The sequence below is a fragment of the Streptomyces sp. NPDC059567 genome (assembly GCF_042735655.1).
Lineage (GTDB): Bacteria > Actinomycetota > Actinomycetes > Streptomycetales > Streptomycetaceae > Streptomyces.
In genome coordinates, this window is sequence record NZ_JBHWBS010000008.1 from 98,864 (window position 1) to 115,798 (window position 16,935).

Here is a 16,935-nt window from a genome sequence, read left to right on the forward strand (position 1 = left end):
TCGAGGCGTGGTTGGTGGGTTGAGAAGTGGGCGCCGGGCGTCATGGGTCTGCCGGTCATCGGTCCGACCAGTGTCCGATGGGGCGGTGGGGACAGGTGCGGCACTCGAAGACGTAGACGTTGATGCCGCAGGTGTCCAGGAGGGTGGGGTTGAACGCCTCGGATTCCCATAGCCGGCGCGTCTCGGTCTGCTCGGTGGTCCGGTCTCCCTCAGGAAGCCACGTGCGCCAGGACTCGATGTCGAATTCCCCCTCGGTCACGGTCAGGAGGTGCTCCATCCGGCCGCCGCACGATTCGCAGTCCGGCCAGCAGGGCTCCTGGCACCAGCCCGGAAAGCCGCCCAGCTTGATCCCTGGCGCGTCGGCGAGGTGGGACGTGTATCGCAGTCCGGTGTCGGCCAGCAGCGCCTCGAAGCGGCCCTCAAGCGCGTCCCTGAGATCCCGGGACAGGTCATTCCTTGGGTACTCGGTCACCTGCTCGGGGTGAACGACACAGGGTGCCAGGAACCAGCCGTCGGGAAGCCCGGCCGCCGCCGGCGCAGGTGTCGGCGCTACCTCACTGATCGCGAGGGAGTCCCGCCAGCGCACCAAGGGCAACGGGTAGCAGTAGGTGCCGTGCGCGTAGGGACACCACAGGACCTGAAGCAGATCAGTGCCCTCGGGGAACGGCAAGCTGGGTACGTCAACGCGGCGGACCTGCACGATGGGGACCATGGGTGCGGCGGGTTCAAGGCAGCTCGTGGTGTCCGGGTCGTAGTGCTCCGCGGCGCACACCGGCCATGGCTCGTCGGCCGGCCACATCAGCGGACCCCCGACGGAGCTGTCCCGGTACGTCGGAGACCCGGGGCGCGGGTGCAAGCGGACGGACTCTCGGCGAAAGGGCAGCAGCTCGGGGAAGAGGCTTCTCACGTCGACCGGGCGATCAGGGGTGTGACGGGACATGTGCCGAACTCTAGAACCGAGGTACGACAGCCGGCCCCACGGGCCTTGTCGCGTTCTGGACCCGGCCGATGCATCCTCTCAAGAGGATCGGGAGCCGGCTTTACGGTCGGGCCGGGACGTTGTGGTTCCACTCATGCAACAACCGGCCTGAACTGGCGCCGAGTTGAGTGATCTACGTTGGCGGGCAGGCCCGAGATCCCCTGGATCCGGATGACCAGCCGTCGTCGACGATCACTGACCCGACACACCTCCGCCAACCATGCACGAGCTCGTAAGCGGCGCTGTCCCGTAAGTGGGCTCCGTGGCTCGGACCTCACAGGAACTCCAGCGTGACGCCCTTCTCGATGCAGAGCCGCAGGACACCTGCCAGTTGGCGCGCATCCTCGGTGTGCTGCCGGAGAAGATGGTCGCCTTGCTCCCGTGCCCACTCATCGGTGATCGCCTCCAGTCGGGGCAGGATCGCTGCGCACTCAACAGGCGAGAGGTCGTCACCGCCGTCATCCGGGTGATCGAGGAGTGGCTCCAAGGCGGTGGACACCTCGCTCCACGCGCGCTCGCCTCCGAAGCCCCACATCTCAGAGAGTGCGAACCCCTCGGCCTCGGCCAGACGCCGACGGAACGCAGCAAAGCCGCTGCAGGACCAGGAGACATCCGGACTGCTGTTGTCTCCGTCGCCCGGGAAAAGCACCAGCCCCATACGCACTCCCTGCTTGCCGAGCACACAGGATCGAGTACACGGGGCAACGTCGGCAACCGGGATGATCCTGTCGTGGCCGGTGTGATCACGGCGTCGGAGCCGTCAGGAGCACGGTGGCTTTGTCTGGGAGGGGTGGGAGCTGCACAGCCACGCCGATCTCGTCGAGAGACTTGAGGAGCTTGCTCCCCACCGGCCGGTCCTGGCGACCTTCGGCATACCAGTGCTGGCGGCCAAGGGCATCGCCGCAGTCGTCGCCTGGCGCATGGGCACGCTGCTGGTGCGCCTTCCCGAACCGCCGCCCGAGCCACTGGAGCGCGCAGCGCCCTGCCGAAACAAGCGACCATGGCTTTGGCCTCCCGCGCGGCCGTCACCGGTCGGGAGATCGTACGGAGCTGCTTTGTCGGGGCGGCCGATCTCGTCATGAGCGGCGCGCTTGTGGTGGGGTCCACGCGTCTGCATCGGCTTTGGGCGATGCAGAGACCTTGGCCACCTCCCTGGGTATGTCCGGTGGAAAGGTTGTCGCGTAGGGGAGCAACAGTGCTGGCACTCATAGTTTCGATCCTGGCCGTGCTTGTCTCGCTGGGATCGTTGGCCGTTTCATACGCCTCCAGCCGCCGGTCTCACATGCCCGTCCTTCAGTTCATGTGGGAAAGCGGGCAAGGTGGTATTGGGGAGCCGAAGTGGTGGCTGGTCAATGTCGGGACCGGCCCCGCTACCAACATCGTTGTTGCCCAGGCTGAACGAACCTCGCTCACGCGGGGCTTGAACGGGGAACAGTGGTTCAATCCAGTGCTGATCCCATCGATCCCGGTCGGCGGCAAGCTGGCTCTGACGTGGCTCGGTGGAACCATGGGCCTGGAGTGTGGCCTGGGCGCCAGCTACACGGATGCCGAGAAGTACTTCTACACGACCAAGTGCGGCGATGACGTATCGATGTTCTTTGTCGGACTGCATCTGCCGCGTTGGCCGTTGTTGAAGCTCAATGGCAGCAAGGCGGTAAAGACTTGGTGGGGGGTGGAAGACCTCTCAGGTCCCCGATGGTCAGCCGTAAGCGAGCGACACATCCGAAGGCGTCGGTGGCTCCCGGCACGCTTCGGGATCAGCCGTCGGCTGGGCGGTTGGGCTGATCCAGTCCTTTCCTACCGACCGCAGTGACCGAGCCCGTCGCGGGATTGACGTCTCGGCGGACGACCTTGGCCCGTGCTGCTGAGTATCGGGGCTGAACCCCAGGCACCGTCTCCCCACGCCTACTGGGTAGCGTCCCTCTGGTGAACCTTTACCTCATCAACGATGTGCCCGACGGTCTGACCCGACGAGCTCGATCCTTTGTCAGCGCGCATGGCGTCACGGTCGACGTTCGGCCGGTAGAGGGTCACAGGCAGTGGTGGCTTGAGCGAGACATCCCTGCAAGGGTGATCGACCGAATGGCGGCGTACCAGGAGCGATGGGGCGGCCTGCTCCTGCCACCCGCATCGCAGTACGACGGGGGCCCCAAATACCTCGATCCGGACTCGCCCGAATCAGACTCCGCAGGTTGGTGGTTCGAAGCCGGTATGCAGCGGACCGCGGTTCCCTACGCATTCATGATCAGCCCCTCCGGTGAGTTCGGCATTCATGCAGATGGATGGGCACCTCTCCACGCGACCGTCGAGGGCTGGGTGGAATCGCTCGCACTGGCCCACCACGCATCCATGTGGGCACAACAGGTCACCAAGCTCGTCGGCGATGACGTCGAAGGCCTCGAGCTGGACGGCTACGAGCCGGTACGCGAGGTGATGGGCCTGGCGGACACCTGGTGGAGAGGATCCGACTCGCTGGTGGCTCTCTACTCAGGCGAGGCGGAGGCCCTCGCTTCTCCCGGAGACCGTATCGCGCTGATCTACTCCGGCCTTGATGAGTGGGGTCTGCGAGGAGGCGTCGAGGATGGCGATGGCTGAGATGGCTGGGGGCACGATGGGTAGTTCCGAGAGCTGCCCTGTGTCAGGTTCGCCGAGCGATCTCTGCCGCGCAGTAGGACCGACCTCGCATACTCGGGCGGCGCGACTCGCGTACGGAAACTCAGTGAATGCGGTGCACAGCTCCCGATCGGGAGCAGCTGATCGGTGGTCAGCCGGAGGGCTGTGCCCCTATCCGAACGGCGCCACTTCGGCGGGGTGATGACGTTCGGGGGCCGGGGAACGAGGGGCTCGGGGGCCGGGCGGCCGCCCTGTATCCACCAGCAGTTCCCGGGCCCTCAAGCGGAAGCCCCCGCCGCCGGCCCTTGCGGACCCCGTCCGCACCCTCGCCGCTGAACAGTCACCAGCTTCCCCGACGGCGCGCGGGACTCAGTGCTGCGAACGGGCCAGTCCAGTACGGCGCCGACGCCGTGACCACACCAGCCACCGCAAGGTGATTGCCCGTGACCAGCAGGTCCGTCGGCAAGCCTCCCCACCTCAGCGGAACTCGTGGACCACCCGGATCTCACCGACGATGTGGGCGTTGAAGTCGTCCAGCTCCTCGGCCGGAACCCAGAGTTCGAGGATCGTCTGCCCGCCGGCCTGTTGAACGGGATAGCGGCTCAAGAACTCCGACTCGACCTCAAAACGAGTGACGAAGCCGGCGCCATCGTGCTTCACGTTCCAGTCCCGCGCGATCCTTACCGCGTAGTCCTCATTGAGGACCGGGTAGAAGATCGGCTGCTCAGGCAGCCGAGGCGGCCAGGCACGCCAGTTCAGCTCGCGGACCAGATCCAGCTCCTTGGGGCCGGTGGGGCGCCACAGGGTCGTCGTTGGTGGCTGGCTGGTCATCTGCATCGCTCTCTGAACGTAGGCCGCCGGTACGGCGGGCCGGGAGACCGGACGCTACCGGCACCGCGGACCCACCAGCTACGCAATTTCCGCGCCGCGGCCCGGCAGCGGGCCGCTCCCAGACACCGCATGGGGGCGACACCCTGCACCTCCTCGTCAGCCAACGTGGTCTCAAGACTGCTCAACTTCTGTGATGAACACCGACGCTTGGCGCATCGGGCCAGCACTTGCGGGGGGGGGGAACCGGCACGACAGCTCGCGCGTCGGCAATGCCCCCGGCGCCTGGCAACGGCCGCCCGGAACCCCCAAGCACCGTCACCGCCGTCGGTGACGGTGCTTGGCTTCCGTGAGCCTCATCCATGGGGCCGGTCTCCTCGAAGCCTGTGGTGCCACCATCCGCCGCCTCTCCGCCAGGAATCACGGAACGCGAAGGGGTCGGGGAGAGTCCGGCGCAACAGTTCCGCATCGAGCACCGCCAGGACCACCCTGAACTCCCGGCGCGCCGGGGCGGGAAGCAGTACCACCACCTGCTCCAGCATGTCCCTGGCCTCGGCCACGTCCTCCAGGCTGTCAGAAGGGCACGGGCACGTGGCGAAAGGGATCTCGAGATACCGGCCTGGCCGGCCCAGGAACCGCCGGCACCAGAAGAAGGCCGTCTCAGTAGCGCCAGGCCACACGTCCTCGGTGCCTGATTCCCGCTCTGCCCGGTACACCGCAGCAGATGTCCGCGGCGACAGCCGGTCGATCCGGTATCGCCGGCTCAATGCGAAGAGCTTGGGGTGAGGGGCGCGCAACGCGCCCGGCCGCTTACGCGGCATGACCCTTTCGGGCAGTGATCGTCATACCGGCATCCTGACACGAGGGCTGCCGCGCTGTCGAAATGCTGCCGGACTGACGAGTCCGGTGCCGGGACAGCCGCCGTCGGCGATCGTGAGGGTCTGGCCGATGGCAGCAAGCCCACTCAGGTGATCGGCGGTCAGGGCGGTTGCGGCGAAGGCTTCCAGGGCGTCGCGGGCACCCCTCGGATCGGCGTCTTGTTCGGCGGACCGCAGGTGACGGCCTCGGCAACGGCACTGCGGTCCAGCAAGACGGGTTCGGTGGCCGCTGTGAGGGCCAGCACCGTGGCCGGGGCCTGTGCCGGGTCGTCGAGGGCGGTTCCGAGCGCGCGGTGACCGGCCGTCTCCCGGGGCCGAGGAGGGCCGTCGTGAGGTCGGCCCGCACCACCAAACACTCGGCGTGGCGTGCAGGTTGGGCACGCAATGCGTACGGTGCCCGGCCGTCGAGTGGCGGGCGGGCTTCGTAAGGAGAAGCACCGCCGCATGGTGATCCGCCCGCAGGCCGAACGGCTGAAGGTGAGGCGTGAGCTCCGGTCGCTGAGCCGGGCGACACGGGCACGGCGATGGGTGGCGGAACGCCGAGGGGCCGGCGGACTCCAACAATGTGTCGGATTCCGCAGACAGGGAGGTTGGGGAGCGGGACGACTGTCCGTGGCAGGACGCCGTCGCTGGCCGCCTGGACGGTCGGGCTGGACAGACCCATCCCGACCGCAACACAGGCGAGCGCCTAGAGGGACATGCGCGCGCCTCGGGCGGAGGTCAGCCGGTCGGCAGGCCCAACCCGTAGTAGGTGACGTGGTAGTCGTCCACGTACCCCGCCTCCCCGCCGACGATCAGGTCGGTGGGATCGCTCGCTCCCACCGCCCTGGCCGTCGCCACGAGCATCTCCGCGAGTGCGCGGCCCTCCGGCTCGCCGGGGCCGCCCCCGTCGACGCGCCATATCGGATCGTCGTCGCTGAAGACCGACGCCGTGTGCGGGTGCTCGGCGACCGTGCCCCAGCCGAGAGCGGCCAGATCGACGTCGTCCGGGGCGAAGCAGCCGATCGAGAGCCGGTCGCCGCACGCCACATCGAAGAGGAGGGGCGCGCTGTGGCCGTTGCGCCCGTAGAGCGGCATCCCGATCCGCACGCCCAGGGCTGTGGTCTCGGCGGGCAACGCTCCCAGGAAGTCCCCCAGCGACCGAGTGACGGTCTCCCAGCTACGGGCGGTCCAACCGCCGGGGAAGCCGAGACCGACGTTGGCGTCGTCGCGGTTGCTGCCGAAGAAGCCGCTGATCGAGTGCTCCTCGCCGACGCCTTGACGCCAGAACCAGTTCTCCGCCGGGTCAGTGGGCTGCAGGACCAGCTCCGGCCCCGACTTCCCGGCGCGCAGTTCGAGGGTGTTCGGCCTGCCACGCCAGCGAAGAAACGGTGCGCCCCAGTGCGGTTCGCTGTCGTAGAAGGGCCCCATGTCGCCGTGCGAGCCCATGATGGACGGCTTGCCCAGTGCCGCGGTCACTTCCTCCTTCGCGGCACGGAAGGCGAGTGCCTGCGCTGCGTCGTCCGGCGCGGGAGCCGCAACCGGGACCGCGATCTCCACGTACGACTCGCCGTCTGCATAGCGCTTCTCGTACTCGCCGACTGGGCGCAGGCGAGCATCACCCGAGGACCGACCCGTGATCAACACAGGGGCGTCCGACGTGCCGCCCCAAGTCCACCCGAGCGCGGCCGCCACAGCCCTCACACCCTCCGGCGTCCAGCCATCGGCGTCTGCCGCGACGAGTCGCCGGGCAAGCTCCCCGATGGATTCCTCTGCCGTACTTCCCCGTTGTGCGTTCATCCGGCCATCGTGCCGCATCCCAAACAGGCCCCATGCCAGGGGGTGCAGACCGGCAGCCAGCGCACGACCTCGCCGACGGCGTAGGGGACCAGTGGTCATGACGTCGTAGCCCCTCGAAGAGGCGCCGCAACGGGTCCGCGACACAACGGCGGGCTGAGGTCAGGGCGCGAAGTACCAGCAGTACAGGCGCAGGTCACTGTCGGCACGACTGATGGCTAGGGCTGACAGACGCTCAAGGAGGTCGACGGCACTGTCCGGTGAAATTTCGTCGCCCATCTCGGAGACGGTCTCGGCCCATGTGAGAGCGGTGGCTCTGAGCTGATCCGTTCCTGCACTGGCCAAGGCCGTCGAGAGCGCCTGTGGAACACCGAAGACGGTGAAGCCACTACAGGTCATGGGCACCACGTCTCTGAGCGGACTTTCTGCCCCTGTCAGCAGGGTCTCCCACCTCGGCACCGCGTCATCCGGGTAGATGCCGTCACACGGCACGGCAGGAAAGTCGTGGCTCTTGCGCGGTCCCACCCGCACTGCGGACTCGTCGTCTCCAGCGAGGAAGAACTCTCCTACAAGCACCATCCGCCGATCCTGGCACGCCTCGGTACCTGGGAGCCCGGCCACGTGACGGGCCCGGCGACGTGACTGCGCCGCCCCGGGCGTCAGGTCCTGTCCGGCCGATCTTGGGCTGTGGGAGGATGTCGTCTATGACTTGCATCCGAAGGGGCCGTGCCTCGTAGAACACCAGCCTCGCTTCGGTCGCGGGCACGCGGCTGGGGAAGCCCCTGGGTGCGGTATCGCGATATCCCAGGTCTGTCGGGAGCGGCGAATGCTGCCGTCCGTGTGCTCGAACGGGAACGATTGTCTCCGGGCATCGTGGCGGTGGCGCTGAGCGTGTGGTCCGTGCGTGTTCACGACACGAAGCGCCGGTGGAGGCAGTGGGAGGCTGAATTCACCTGCCCGTGCTGCGGTGAGGGTTGGGCCCGGGACAAGCTGCAAGAGGCTCTGTTCATGCTTCCACCGAGGGCAGCCGGCGAACTCCGGGTGCAGGTCGAGCGCCTGGACGCGACGCTCCTCGGGCGAACGCATCACGAGCCAACGGCAGAGCCGGGGTTGGCTTGGTGGCATCGCAGGTGCTGACCGCACCCATGTCGCCCACTGGATCCTCGGCTCTTGCGCGACTGGTCGGGGGGATCTGACAGAGGCGGAGTGGCGACGTCTGGAGCCGCTTCCGCCGACGGACAATAACCGCTGCGGGCGGTGGCGCGATCACCGCCAGGTGGTCAACGGCATCCTGCACAGAGTGCGGACCGGAATGCAGTGGCGCGACGTGCCTGAACGCTACGGGCCGTGGAAGACCATCTACCAGCGCCATCGACGCTGGTCGGAGGACGGAACCAGGGAACAGTTGCTCCAGCAGGTGCAGGCCCAGGCCGATGCCGCGGGTGAGATCGACTGGGACGTCTCGATTGATTCCACCTGTGCCCGCCCCTGCCGGTCAGAAACGGGCGTTGTGGCCGGCGGCGAGATCACCGCCAGGTGATCGACGGGATGACAAGCGCGGCTACGTCCTCCTCGGCACTGCCACAGCAGCGGCCCTCACCATCTGGCTCCGAACGTGAACTCCTACGCGACCCAGCAGTAGACGCCCTTGCCCTGGCGAAAGGCGCTGGTGACGAGAGCGGCCAGGTCGCTGACGATCGCCTCGGCGATCTCTGCGTCGATGATCTCGCCCTCCTCCGCACGGAGTTGAACCCACGAGGCAGCGACGGTACGCAACCTGGGGCGCTCAGCCTCCGCGAGTGCAGTAGTCAGGCCAGGCGAGATCGCGAAGACGACACATCCGCCGTTGTCCTCGCCAGCGACGGTACGCGGCTCGCCGGCTTCGACGAGTTCCTCGAAGCAACCGCCGGCAAGAAGGCATTCCCACTCGACCACCGCCTCCTGGGGATCGAAGTTGCCGAAGGAGAGCGACTCGAATGCCCGATCTGGTCCGGTCTGGAGGGTCAGAGCCGCTGACGTGTCGTCCGGTGCCACGAAGAACTTGACGATGATGCTCATCCGGGAATTGTCCCCTGACTGCCCACACCCATGATCGGCCGGGCGAGTCCCCGGACTCGTCCGGCCGATCTTGTGAATCGCGGCCCGGGAATCACCACGGCCGTGCGGCCTGCGCCCAGGCAATCGTTACGCAGACGAGGAAGGTCACCTGGATTCCCGCCCCTGTCGCGCTTCCCGTCGGACTCGCGATGACCGGGGCCGCCCGGGCCTTCGCGGGGAACAGCAGCCCGCCGAGAATCTCGCTGCGGGGTGGTGGTCCTCGGCGGCATGGGACGGTCGGTTGTGCGCACCAGCCGCATGCTCGTTCGGTCGCGTGGAACGACGAACGCATTTGGTTTCGACTGCCGTTCGGGGTCGAATGACGGGCCCAGCTGGTATCGCCAAGGCGTTCGCGCAGACCGATCAGCAGCCCTTGCTCGCGTGTCTGGCGTGTCCCGTCTCCATCGGCTGCTAACGCCACCACGGCTGTCGTCTACGAACGTGACCGGTTGCGGTCGGGCGATGGGCACCTGGGAGCGTCTGCCCGAGCAGATCCGGGCCAATGAGCGGACTTCCCCTGAGGCACAGCCGGTCCGGTCCGCGCACTCGGCGCCCTCGCCCCGGTCCACGGCGGACCGGTACTGGGCTACGCGGTCGACGTCGAGCCCAACGCGTGAGGCCGCTACCGGCTGGGGTATCTTGAACGCGTTCAAGATACCGGATCCTGGGGGCAGCCATGTGGGCCATGCGGGTCACCGCGCGCGAGAATGTTCATCCGTGGCAGTTCGGCCTGGCCGTGAGCGCCGCGGTCACCCCGCTGCCGCCGGTCGTCGCCTCCGGAGACGACTTCTTCGTACTCCCCCTCGTGGTAGCGACCACCGCCGTACTCGCCGTACCGCTGTTCCTCCACACCCGGCCCTCCGCCTTCAAGTGGGCCGCCGGGACCATCTCGGCGGTGCTGCTGCCCTGGTCGCTGATCGGCGCCTGGTTCGGGATGTTCGTCTTCTTCCCGTCGATCCCCCTCCTGCTCCTCGCGGCCTTCGCGGACCCGCGCCGGCGCCCCACGGCCGCCAGGGTCCTGGCAGGGGCCGGCCTCCTGCTGGCTGCCGCGGTGACGCTGCTCTGGTGGGGCCGCGGGTACTAGTGTTGCCGCGGGTGGATGGGCGTGGTCGTTGGGCCTCCGTCGTGGCAGCGGAGTGTCCCGCACACCCGGCCGCGCCACTGTGCGACGTCCTGGTCCGGCACCAGGTCGAGAGCCGTTCGAGCCGCTGGTGGCCACCCGCAGTGGCACAGGCGGACTCGGCGCCCTGCTTGATCCGGCCGCCATCCCGCCTGCGCGGGAACCGCTCCCCCGGATCCTGCGTGACCTCTTGACGTGTTGTCGGCTGGTGGCGAGGGGATCCGAATGAGAGCGCGGACGATGGTGAGCGTGGCGGTATCGGCCTGTGTGGCGCTGATGGCTTGCGCCTGCGGTCCGGACAAAGCGAAGGAGGACCCCGAGGCGAAGCCTTCGCAGCCGTCCGCGTCCACGCGGTCCGATGAGCCGTCGGCCATGCCGTCCGTGTCCGCTCGGACCGACAGGCCGTCGGCCGAGCCGACCGGCGACCAGCCCGCGCCCAGGACCAAGGAAGGCGCGATCCAGCGGTACGAGCAGTACCTCCATGCCCTGGGCCGTGAGGACATCGACACGGTCTGCGAAGTGGCCGGGCCCGCCGCGAAGAAGGCACAGGACCAGGGGCTCGGTCCGTGCACGTCGACGTACGCCGCCGTGTTCCAGATGATCTCGCCCGCGCAGAAGAAGGCCCTGAAGACCGCGACGGTCGACCCCCGGCGCGTCGCCGTGCGTACACCCGACAAGATCGAGATGCCGGTCGAAGCGGTCAGATCCTCCGCCACCTTCTCCGAGAGCGACCTCGGCAACTACACCCTGGAGTACCTCGCGAACGATTGGTACATCACCGACTGAACCCGACGCGCAGCACTCGGAGCCAGCCGACGGACGGCCCCGCGCGCATGCCACCCGCCGACGGCTAACGACGCTGCCGACGGCTTCAGCCCGCACCGTACCGTCGGCCGTCTCCGCCCCCCAAGCGCCCCGGGGCGGCCGCCGCCGACCGCGAGGCTGGTGGTCCCCAGAGCGGAGGGATCACCCACGGCTCGTCGTGGCTTCGGACTCCTCGGGCCACCCAATGACGGCTCTCGGCATTCGACGTCTTCGGCCACTCCCCGGCTGCCTGGTCGAGGAAATCGCGCGAGGATGAGGAAGAGGCGATGAGTAGGTGGTCCTGAATGAGCGACCGTCCGATCGGGGACTACGCGCTTCTCTCGGACTGCCAGACCGCTGCCCTGGTCAGTCGGGACGGCTCCGTGGACTGGCTGTGCCTCCCCCACTTCGACAGCCGGGCAACGTTCGCGCGGCTGCTCGGCCCAGAGGCCGGCCACTGGTCGATCAAGCCTGCCGCCCCGTACGACACCCAGCGACGATATCTGGACCGCGCTCTCGTGCTGCGCACGGACTTCCACACGCAATCGGGATCGGTCAGCGTCACGGACGCCCTCGCATCCGGCCTCAACGAGCGGGGCCACGACCTGGGGATGGAGGCACCACATCTGCTGCTGCGTGTGGTGGAGTGCACGGAAGGCCGGGCCGACATGGAGGTCGAGTTCGCCCCCCGGCCCGAATACGGACTGGTCAAGCCTTTGCTCATCCCGACGCAAGGTGGCGTCTGGTGCCATGGAGGACCCGACACCCTGGGGCTCTGCAGCCCGGTCCCACTTGAGCTCTCCGCCACCGCCCACTGCCGAATCGAGCTGAGCGCCGGCGAGACGGCCGCCTTCGCCCTTCAGCAGGTTCCCGCAGGGCGGAGCCCTGTCCTGCTGTCTCAGGACGCCATCCTGACGCAACTGGAGGACACCGTCCGAGGGTGGCGCTCGTGGTCGGATCTCCACCAGTCGTACGAGGGGCCATGGGCCGATCTCGTGCAACACAGCGGCCGCGTGCTCCAGGGGCTCACCTTCCAGCCGACAGGAGCCATCGTGGCCGCCCCGACCACCTCCTTGCCGGAGTCCGTCGGAGGCGTCCGTAACTGGGACTACCGTTTCACTTGGGTGCGGGATGCCTCCTTCACGCTTGATGCGCTCTGGGTGGCGGCATGCCCCGATGAGGCAGAGGCGTTCTTTCAGTGGATGGCCCACGCAGCGGCGTCCGACCCCAGCCAGGGCTCGTCCATGCAGATCATGTTCGGCATCCGCGGCGAACGGGACCTGACCGAACGCGTACTCCCCCACCTTCCGGGCTGGCGCGACAGCGGCCCCGTGCGGCTGGGCAACGGCGCCTGGGCGCAGAAGCAGCTCGACGTGTACGGGGAACTGCTGTCAGCCGCCCATCGCCTGCGCGACTACCTCCGCGGCCTGGACGCGCCCACGAAAGCATTCCTTTCCGGCTGCGCTGATTCCGCCGCTCTGAGATGGCGCGAACCGGACCAGGGCATATGGGAAGTGCGCAGCGGACCTCAGCATTTCCTCTATTCGAAGCTCATGTGCTGGGTCGCCGTCGACCGCGCGTTGAAACTGGCGGTCGATCTCGACGCGTCCGATCGCCTGCCGGAGTGGACTTCGGCCAGGGATGAGATCGCGGCCGCGATCGAGGAGAACGGGTGGAACGAGGAGGCCGGAGCGTACACCCAGGCGTTCGGATCAGCCGTCCTCGATGCCTCCGCGCTCATGATGCCCATCGTCGGCTTCATCCCGGCCGATGCCCCGCGAATGCGGGCCACCATCGATGCCGTGCGCACTCGACTCACCGGCGAGAACGGTCTGGTCTACCGGTACGTGGGGTCCGACGACGGGCTTCCTGGCGAGGAGGGAACCTTCCTTCTCTGCACCTTCTGGCTGGCCCAGGCCCTGGCCTTGGCCGGGGACAAGGACGCCGCACACGAGGTCTTCGAGCGGGCCGTTGGATGCGCGAACGACGTCGGGCTGCTCTCGGAGGAGGTCGACCCGGCCGGCGGCCAGCTTCTCGGCAACTTCCCGCAGGCCTTCAGTCACATCGGGTTGATCAACGCCGCTTGGGCGATCCACCAGGCCGCCTGAGGATGTCGACGGAGGGAGATGCTCGGCCGGTTGCCGGTTGCCGGTTGCCGGTTGCCCCGGCTGAGCGCCAGTTCGCCTGCTGACAGCTTGTGACTTCGCGCGGCTGCTCCACCCCGGCAGTCGCGAGCACTCCGCGCCCGGTGCGAGCCGACGCTCGCGCTGGAACAGCGATGCCACAGCCCCGGAGCGAGGCCCCCGAAGCCTTCCGATGACACGGCCCCACACGTGGTGGCAGTCCGGCACGGCGAGGGTGCGCCGCCGGCCGCAGTACTCCACCCTCTGGGGGCCGACAGGTCGCCGGGGAACTGGCGCCGGGGCATGGGCGGCCGGGAGACGAGCGCGGGGCATCCCCCGAGACCCCCGGTGGCGGGCATGCCACCGGCCCGCCACTCGCCGGACGGATAGTCAGGCAAGTGGCGGGCGGCTTCATCAGCGGACGACGTCGAAGACCTGCTTCTGCAGGCCGTTGGCGTACGCCTCCTGCTCGACCAGCTTCAGCTTCTGCGTGTCCTTGTCCGAGCCGCTGAACAGTCGCTTGCCCGCGCCGAGCAGGAGCGGGAAGACGAGCAGGTGGTAGCGGTCGATGAGTCCGGCGTCCGAGAGGTTCCGGTTGAGGGTCGCGCTGCCGTGCATGATGATCGGGCCGCCCTCGGTCTCCTTCAGCGCGGCGACCTCGTCGAGCGAGCGGAGGATCGTGGTCCCGCCCCAGTTCGTGACGAGGTCGTCCTCGGTGAGGGTGGTGGAGACGACGTACTTCGGCATGAGTTTGTAGTCGGCGAAGTCCTCCATGTCCGGCCACACCGGGCTGAACGCCTCGTAGCTGGTCCGGCCCAGCAGGATCGCGGACGCTTCCTTCTGCTCCCGGCTCTTGATCTCGAACGCCTCGGGAAGGAACTCCACATCCTTGAAGGTCCATCCGGAGTTCCGGTAGCCCGGCTCGCCCCCCGGGGCCTCCACGACGCCGTCCAGGGAGATGAAGGCGGAGCTGATCAGAGTACGCATGTGATTCCTCAGTGACTCGTATGGATTTCTTGTCGTTCGGCCGCCGTGCTCTCCGGTCGAACACCACGTCTGACAGAAGATCGCTCAGAAACTCATCGGCCTCCAGTGGAAAAGTTCTCGGCCCCGCGACGTCAGTGGCCTGCCTTGTGGTCCCGCCATTGCCGACTTCGTACGCGTCGCGGGCATGGCTCGGGGTGTGGAAGTGGCACGACGTCGCCGGGGAACGGCCGGCGGCCAGCTGGCACAGTGCGCGCCCGCTGGCGCTGTCCGGCTTGACGGCGAAGCGGGGCATGCCAGCCGGGCAACAGACGCACATGGGCTGCATCGTGGCGGGGTCGGCCACCTCGGCTCCCGCAATGTGCTCCTCGTCGACCTCGGCCACGCGGCATTCGGCCACGCGGCATCCCGGTCGGCTAGGGCGTGTCCGACGGATCAGGGCCGGACAGGCTGCGGAGCGGTGCTTCAGACGCTGCGGGCGGTGATGTCGCCGTAGGCGGTGGTCGCGTGGATGTCGAGTTCGGCGGTGCCATCGTTCTTGAGGGCGTTGCTGACGCGGCCGTAGCTGGTGCCGGCGTCCAGGGCGGCGGAGACGCCGCGTGCGGCGCCGACCGAGATGTCGCCCTGCTGGGTGGACAGGCTGACCGTGCCGCGCACGGCCTCGGTGATCCGGACGTCGCCCCTCTGCGTGCTGATCTCCGCGGGGCCGCCCAGGCGGCCGACCGAGACGTCACCGTCGAGGACGCTGAGGCGGGCGCTCGCGGCCTCGTCGAGCTTGACCGGGCCCTGCGCGGCCTCGAAGGCGACGTCGCCGAGCCGTCCGACGCCCCTCAGTTCCGCGCCGGCCGCCTTCGCCTCGATGCGGGAGCCGGCGGGCAGCCGGACGGTCACCTCGATGGCTCCGGAAGCGCCCAAGTACTGGTTCTTCACCGGGGTCTCGATCCGCAGGACGCCGTCGGCGTACGCGACCGTGGTCTGCTTCGCCGCCTTCACATCACGACCCTTCGAGGCGTCCACGGGCAGCACCTCGACCGTGGTGTCGGTGCGGTCGGCGGCGATGAACTGGATGCGCCCCGCGGGGATGTCGAGGACGGCGGAGACGGGGGCGGGGGTGTCGAACTTCTGCATCATGCTCTCCTGGGACTCGTCGTTTCCGATGACAGAAACGCTACGTTGCATTCGCCATATCCGCAACACACACATCGCACGATAGCGCCATTAGTGCTGGTCAGCGCCTTGGAATCGTTGCAACGATCTACAGCTCAACGCAACGATGACCCAACCCGGGCGTTGCAATGGATCGAGAGTGAACGCTAAAGGTGGTAGCTGCACCCAGTCCCCGCGATCACTTGCGTCAGGTGCTCTGCCCGAGGGTGTGCGATCACAGCCCGAGTCTGCATAGCCTGAGGCCAGGACCCCAAGGGCTGCTGGAGTTACCGATGCCCGGTCGCCTGCCGCGGTCAAGTCGAAGGCCGGCCGTGAAGACGGTCGCCAAGAAGGCCACGGTGAAAAGGCCACACCCTCCCGGCGCCGGGAAGTCCGCCTGAACGGCGAGGAGAAGGAATCATGTCAGCGAAGCAGACCGTCTACCACGTCACACCATCCGGCGAACGAGCGGCCGCTGCGGGCGTGAAGTGGCAGGTCGAAGGCAGAGAAGGCCGCCGGGTACTCCACGAGCCGCACCGAACGCAGAAGGACGCGATCGACTCCGCACGCGACCGCGCCAAGGGACACACCCCGGCCCAGGTCGTCGTCCACGCCCGCGACGGACACATCCGTACCGCCTACACCTACGGCGACACCCCTGCAGCATCCTCTAATGAACGTGGCCGCAGAGCAGGGGAACGCGGAGGAATCTTCTAAAGGGTGTTGCAGAAGGTCCGGCTTCGGCAGGTCGAAGTGGTATCTGACCTGCTGTTTCACCGTGCCATGGCGAGGTTGTGCATGGTGGCGACGGCCTGGACCGCGTGGTGGAGGCCGTCTCCTTTCTGGCGGCAGTCGCGCAGGATCTTCCAGTTCTTCATCCGGGCGAACGTGTGCTCGACGCGGGCTCGCACCCTTCGGTGCTCGGCGTTGTCCTCTTCCTGCCCGCGCAGGAGGGGGCGGCCGGCTCTCTTTCGGTGCGGGACGATCAGGCCGGTGCCGAGATAGGCGCCGTCCGCGATCACTGTCGCTCCCGCCGCTGTGGCGGGCAGGTCCGACTCGCGCCAGACATGAGCATCGGCCTTGTTGCCTGGCGCCGGCCGGGCCGCCGCGATGACCAGACGGGTGTCTGCGTCGATGATGACCTGCACGTTCGCCGAGAATCGGTAGTTGCGGGAGGAGGCCCCGACGGTGCGGTCGCGGACCGGGATCAACGTTCCGTCCACGATCCACAGCCGGTCCACGTCGGCAACGGGCCGCGGGGCCGGCCCCAGGGCCAGCAACGGACGCAGGCGCTGGATGACCCGGCAGACAGTGGCCGGAGAGATCCCGAAGAGCGGGGCGAGCTGCCGCATGGTGAGGTTGGTGCGGTAGTAGACGGCCACCAGCAGGACCCGTTCGGCCAGCGGCAGGCACCACGGCCTGCCACCACCCGGACCGTTCCCGCCCCGCTCCTTCACTACTTTCACCAACTTCGCGAACCGGTCGATTCGCAAGCCCGTGAACGTCTCGACCCACACCGGCTCAGCCCGCAACACCCCACCCATGCAAGGGAAATGCCCGGAAGTATGCCTTCTGCAACACCCTTTA

15 protein-coding genes and 2 pseudogenes are annotated in these 16,935 nt (G+C 68.0%); 7 read left to right on the plus strand and 10 right to left on the minus strand.

The annotated features are described in order from the left end of the window. Positions 1-55 precede the first annotated feature (55 nt). Together ACFVZW_RS06700 and ACFVZW_RS06705 are read right to left on the minus strand one after the other, a co-directional pair. A complete protein-coding gene (locus tag ACFVZW_RS06700; RefSeq protein WP_384517683.1) occupies positions 56-799 on the minus strand; it encodes a DUF1963 domain-containing protein in 744 nt (247 codons plus the stop codon). Positions 800-1,253: 454 nt separating this feature from the next. Beyond that, a complete protein-coding gene (locus tag ACFVZW_RS06705) occupies positions 1,254-1,637 on the minus strand; it encodes a hypothetical protein (protein ID WP_384517686.1) in 384 nt (127 codons plus the stop codon). Positions 1,638-2,174: 537 nt separating this feature from the next. Between ACFVZW_RS06705 and ACFVZW_RS06710 the strand changes: the two genes are divergently transcribed. Together ACFVZW_RS06710 and ACFVZW_RS06715 are read left to right on the plus strand one after the other, a co-directional pair. Next, on the plus strand, positions 2,175-2,792 hold the full coding sequence (locus ACFVZW_RS06710; protein WP_384517689.1) for a hypothetical protein: 618 nt from the start codon (positions 2,175-2,177) through the stop codon (positions 2,790-2,792). A gap of 113 nt (positions 2,793-2,905) precedes the next feature. Continuing rightward, complete coding sequence (locus ACFVZW_RS06715; protein ID WP_384517692.1) at positions 2,906-3,574, plus strand: hypothetical protein; 669 nt, start codon at positions 2,906-2,908, stop codon at positions 3,572-3,574. 495 nt (positions 3,575-4,069) lie between these two features. Here the strand turns inward: ACFVZW_RS06715 and ACFVZW_RS06720 are convergent, their stop codons facing one another. The 4 genes and pseudogenes from ACFVZW_RS06720 to ACFVZW_RS06735 form a co-directional block, all read right to left on the minus strand. Further along, complete coding sequence (locus tag ACFVZW_RS06720) at positions 4,070-4,423, minus strand: hypothetical protein (protein WP_384517694.1); 354 nt, start codon at positions 4,421-4,423, stop codon at positions 4,070-4,072. 866 nt (positions 4,424-5,289) lie between these two features. After that, positions 5,290-5,376: pseudogene (locus ACFVZW_RS06725) on the minus strand (IS5/IS1182 family transposase); the annotation flags it as partial. A 642-nt stretch (positions 5,377-6,018) separates the two neighbouring features. Continuing rightward, positions 6,019-6,924 (minus strand): hypothetical protein, encoded by a 906-nt coding sequence (locus ACFVZW_RS06730; RefSeq protein WP_384517697.1) that lies wholly within the window; start codon positions 6,922-6,924, stop codon positions 6,019-6,021. 312 nt (positions 6,925-7,236) lie between these two features. After that, positions 7,237-7,653 (minus strand): hypothetical protein, encoded by a 417-nt coding sequence (locus tag ACFVZW_RS06735; protein ID WP_384517700.1) that lies wholly within the window; start codon positions 7,651-7,653, stop codon positions 7,237-7,239. Positions 7,654-8,233: 580 nt separating this feature from the next. On the opposite strand from ACFVZW_RS06735, the pseudogene ACFVZW_RS06740 reads away from it, so the two are divergent. Beyond that, positions 8,234-8,581: pseudogene (locus tag ACFVZW_RS06740) on the plus strand (IS5 family transposase); the annotation flags it as partial. A 116-nt stretch (positions 8,582-8,697) separates the two neighbouring features. On the opposite strand, the gene ACFVZW_RS06745 reads toward ACFVZW_RS06740, so the two are convergent. After that, positions 8,698-9,132, minus strand: a complete 435-nt coding sequence (locus ACFVZW_RS06745) for a hypothetical protein (RefSeq protein WP_384517703.1) — start codon at positions 9,130-9,132, stop codon at positions 8,698-8,700. Between the two features lie 715 nt (positions 9,133-9,847). On the opposite strand from ACFVZW_RS06745, the gene ACFVZW_RS06750 reads away from it, so the two are divergent. From ACFVZW_RS06750 to ACFVZW_RS06760, 3 genes are all read left to right on the plus strand, one after another. Next, complete coding sequence (locus ACFVZW_RS06750) at positions 9,848-10,255, plus strand: hypothetical protein (protein WP_384517706.1); 408 nt, start codon at positions 9,848-9,850, stop codon at positions 10,253-10,255. 417 nt (positions 10,256-10,672) lie between these two features. Continuing rightward, the gene (locus tag ACFVZW_RS06755; protein ID WP_384517708.1) at positions 10,673-11,077 is read left to right on the plus strand and encodes a hypothetical protein; all 405 of its coding nucleotides are present in this window, start codon (positions 10,673-10,675) and stop codon (positions 11,075-11,077) included. A gap of 323 nt (positions 11,078-11,400) precedes the next feature. Continuing rightward, on the plus strand, positions 11,401-13,203 hold the full coding sequence (locus ACFVZW_RS06760) for a glycoside hydrolase family 15 protein (protein WP_384517711.1): 1,803 nt from the start codon (positions 11,401-11,403) through the stop codon (positions 13,201-13,203). A gap of 429 nt (positions 13,204-13,632) precedes the next feature. On the opposite strand, the gene ACFVZW_RS06765 is transcribed toward ACFVZW_RS06760, so the two are convergent. Further along, positions 13,633-14,205 (minus strand): dihydrofolate reductase family protein, encoded by a 573-nt coding sequence (locus tag ACFVZW_RS06765; RefSeq protein WP_384517714.1) that lies wholly within the window; start codon positions 14,203-14,205, stop codon positions 13,633-13,635. Positions 14,206-14,667: 462 nt separating this feature from the next. Continuing rightward, positions 14,668-15,330, minus strand: a complete 663-nt coding sequence (locus ACFVZW_RS06770; RefSeq protein WP_384517769.1) for a DUF4097 family beta strand repeat-containing protein — start codon at positions 15,328-15,330, stop codon at positions 14,668-14,670. A 438-nt stretch (positions 15,331-15,768) separates the two neighbouring features. Here ACFVZW_RS06770 and ACFVZW_RS06775 point away from each other — a divergent pair, with 438 nt between their 5' ends. Further along, on the plus strand, positions 15,769-16,065 hold the full coding sequence (locus tag ACFVZW_RS06775; protein ID WP_384517716.1) for a DUF2188 domain-containing protein: 297 nt from the start codon (positions 15,769-15,771) through the stop codon (positions 16,063-16,065). 56 nt (positions 16,066-16,121) lie between these two features. On the opposite strand, the gene ACFVZW_RS06780 is transcribed toward ACFVZW_RS06775, so the two are convergent. Further along, positions 16,122-16,892, minus strand: coding sequence for a transposase (locus ACFVZW_RS06780; protein WP_384517719.1), 771 nt, complete (start codon positions 16,890-16,892; stop codon positions 16,122-16,124). Between the last annotated feature and the right edge of the window lie 43 nt (positions 16,893-16,935).

What these genes read in the sequence shown, in the direction of transcription:
- ACFVZW_RS06760 (WP_384517711.1), top strand. Translation starts at nt 11,401, where the DNA reads ATGAGCGACCGTCCGATCGGGGACTACGCGCTTCTCTCGGACTGCCAG.
- ACFVZW_RS06775 (WP_384517716.1), top strand. Translation starts at nt 15,769, where the DNA reads ATGTCAGCGAAGCAGACCGTCTACCACGTCACACCATCCGGCGAACGA.
- ACFVZW_RS06735 (WP_384517700.1), bottom strand. Translation starts at nt 7,653, where the DNA reads ATGGTGCTTGTAGGAGAGTTCTTCCTCGCTGGAGACGACGAGTCCGCA.
- ACFVZW_RS06780 (WP_384517719.1), bottom strand. Translation starts at nt 16,892, where the DNA reads ATGGGTGGGGTGTTGCGGGCTGAGCCGGTGTGGGTCGAGACGTTCACG.
- ACFVZW_RS06700 (WP_384517683.1), bottom strand. Translation starts at nt 799, where the DNA reads ATGTGGCCGGCCGACGAGCCATGGCCGGTGTGCGCCGCGGAGCACTAC.
- ACFVZW_RS06770 (WP_384517769.1), bottom strand. Translation starts at nt 15,330, where the DNA reads ATGCAGAAGTTCGACACCCCCGCCCCCGTCTCCGCCGTCCTCGACATC.
- ACFVZW_RS06705 (WP_384517686.1), bottom strand. Translation starts at nt 1,637, where the DNA reads ATGGGGCTGGTGCTTTTCCCGGGCGACGGAGACAACAGCAGTCCGGAT.
- ACFVZW_RS06720 (WP_384517694.1), bottom strand. Translation starts at nt 4,423, where the DNA reads ATGACCAGCCAGCCACCAACGACGACCCTGTGGCGCCCCACCGGCCCC.
- ACFVZW_RS06745 (WP_384517703.1), bottom strand. Translation starts at nt 9,132, where the DNA reads ATGAGCATCATCGTCAAGTTCTTCGTGGCACCGGACGACACGTCAGCG.
- ACFVZW_RS06765 (WP_384517714.1), bottom strand. Translation starts at nt 14,205, where the DNA reads ATGCGTACTCTGATCAGCTCCGCCTTCATCTCCCTGGACGGCGTCGTG.
- ACFVZW_RS06750 (WP_384517706.1), top strand. Translation starts at nt 9,848, where the DNA reads ATGTGGGCCATGCGGGTCACCGCGCGCGAGAATGTTCATCCGTGGCAG.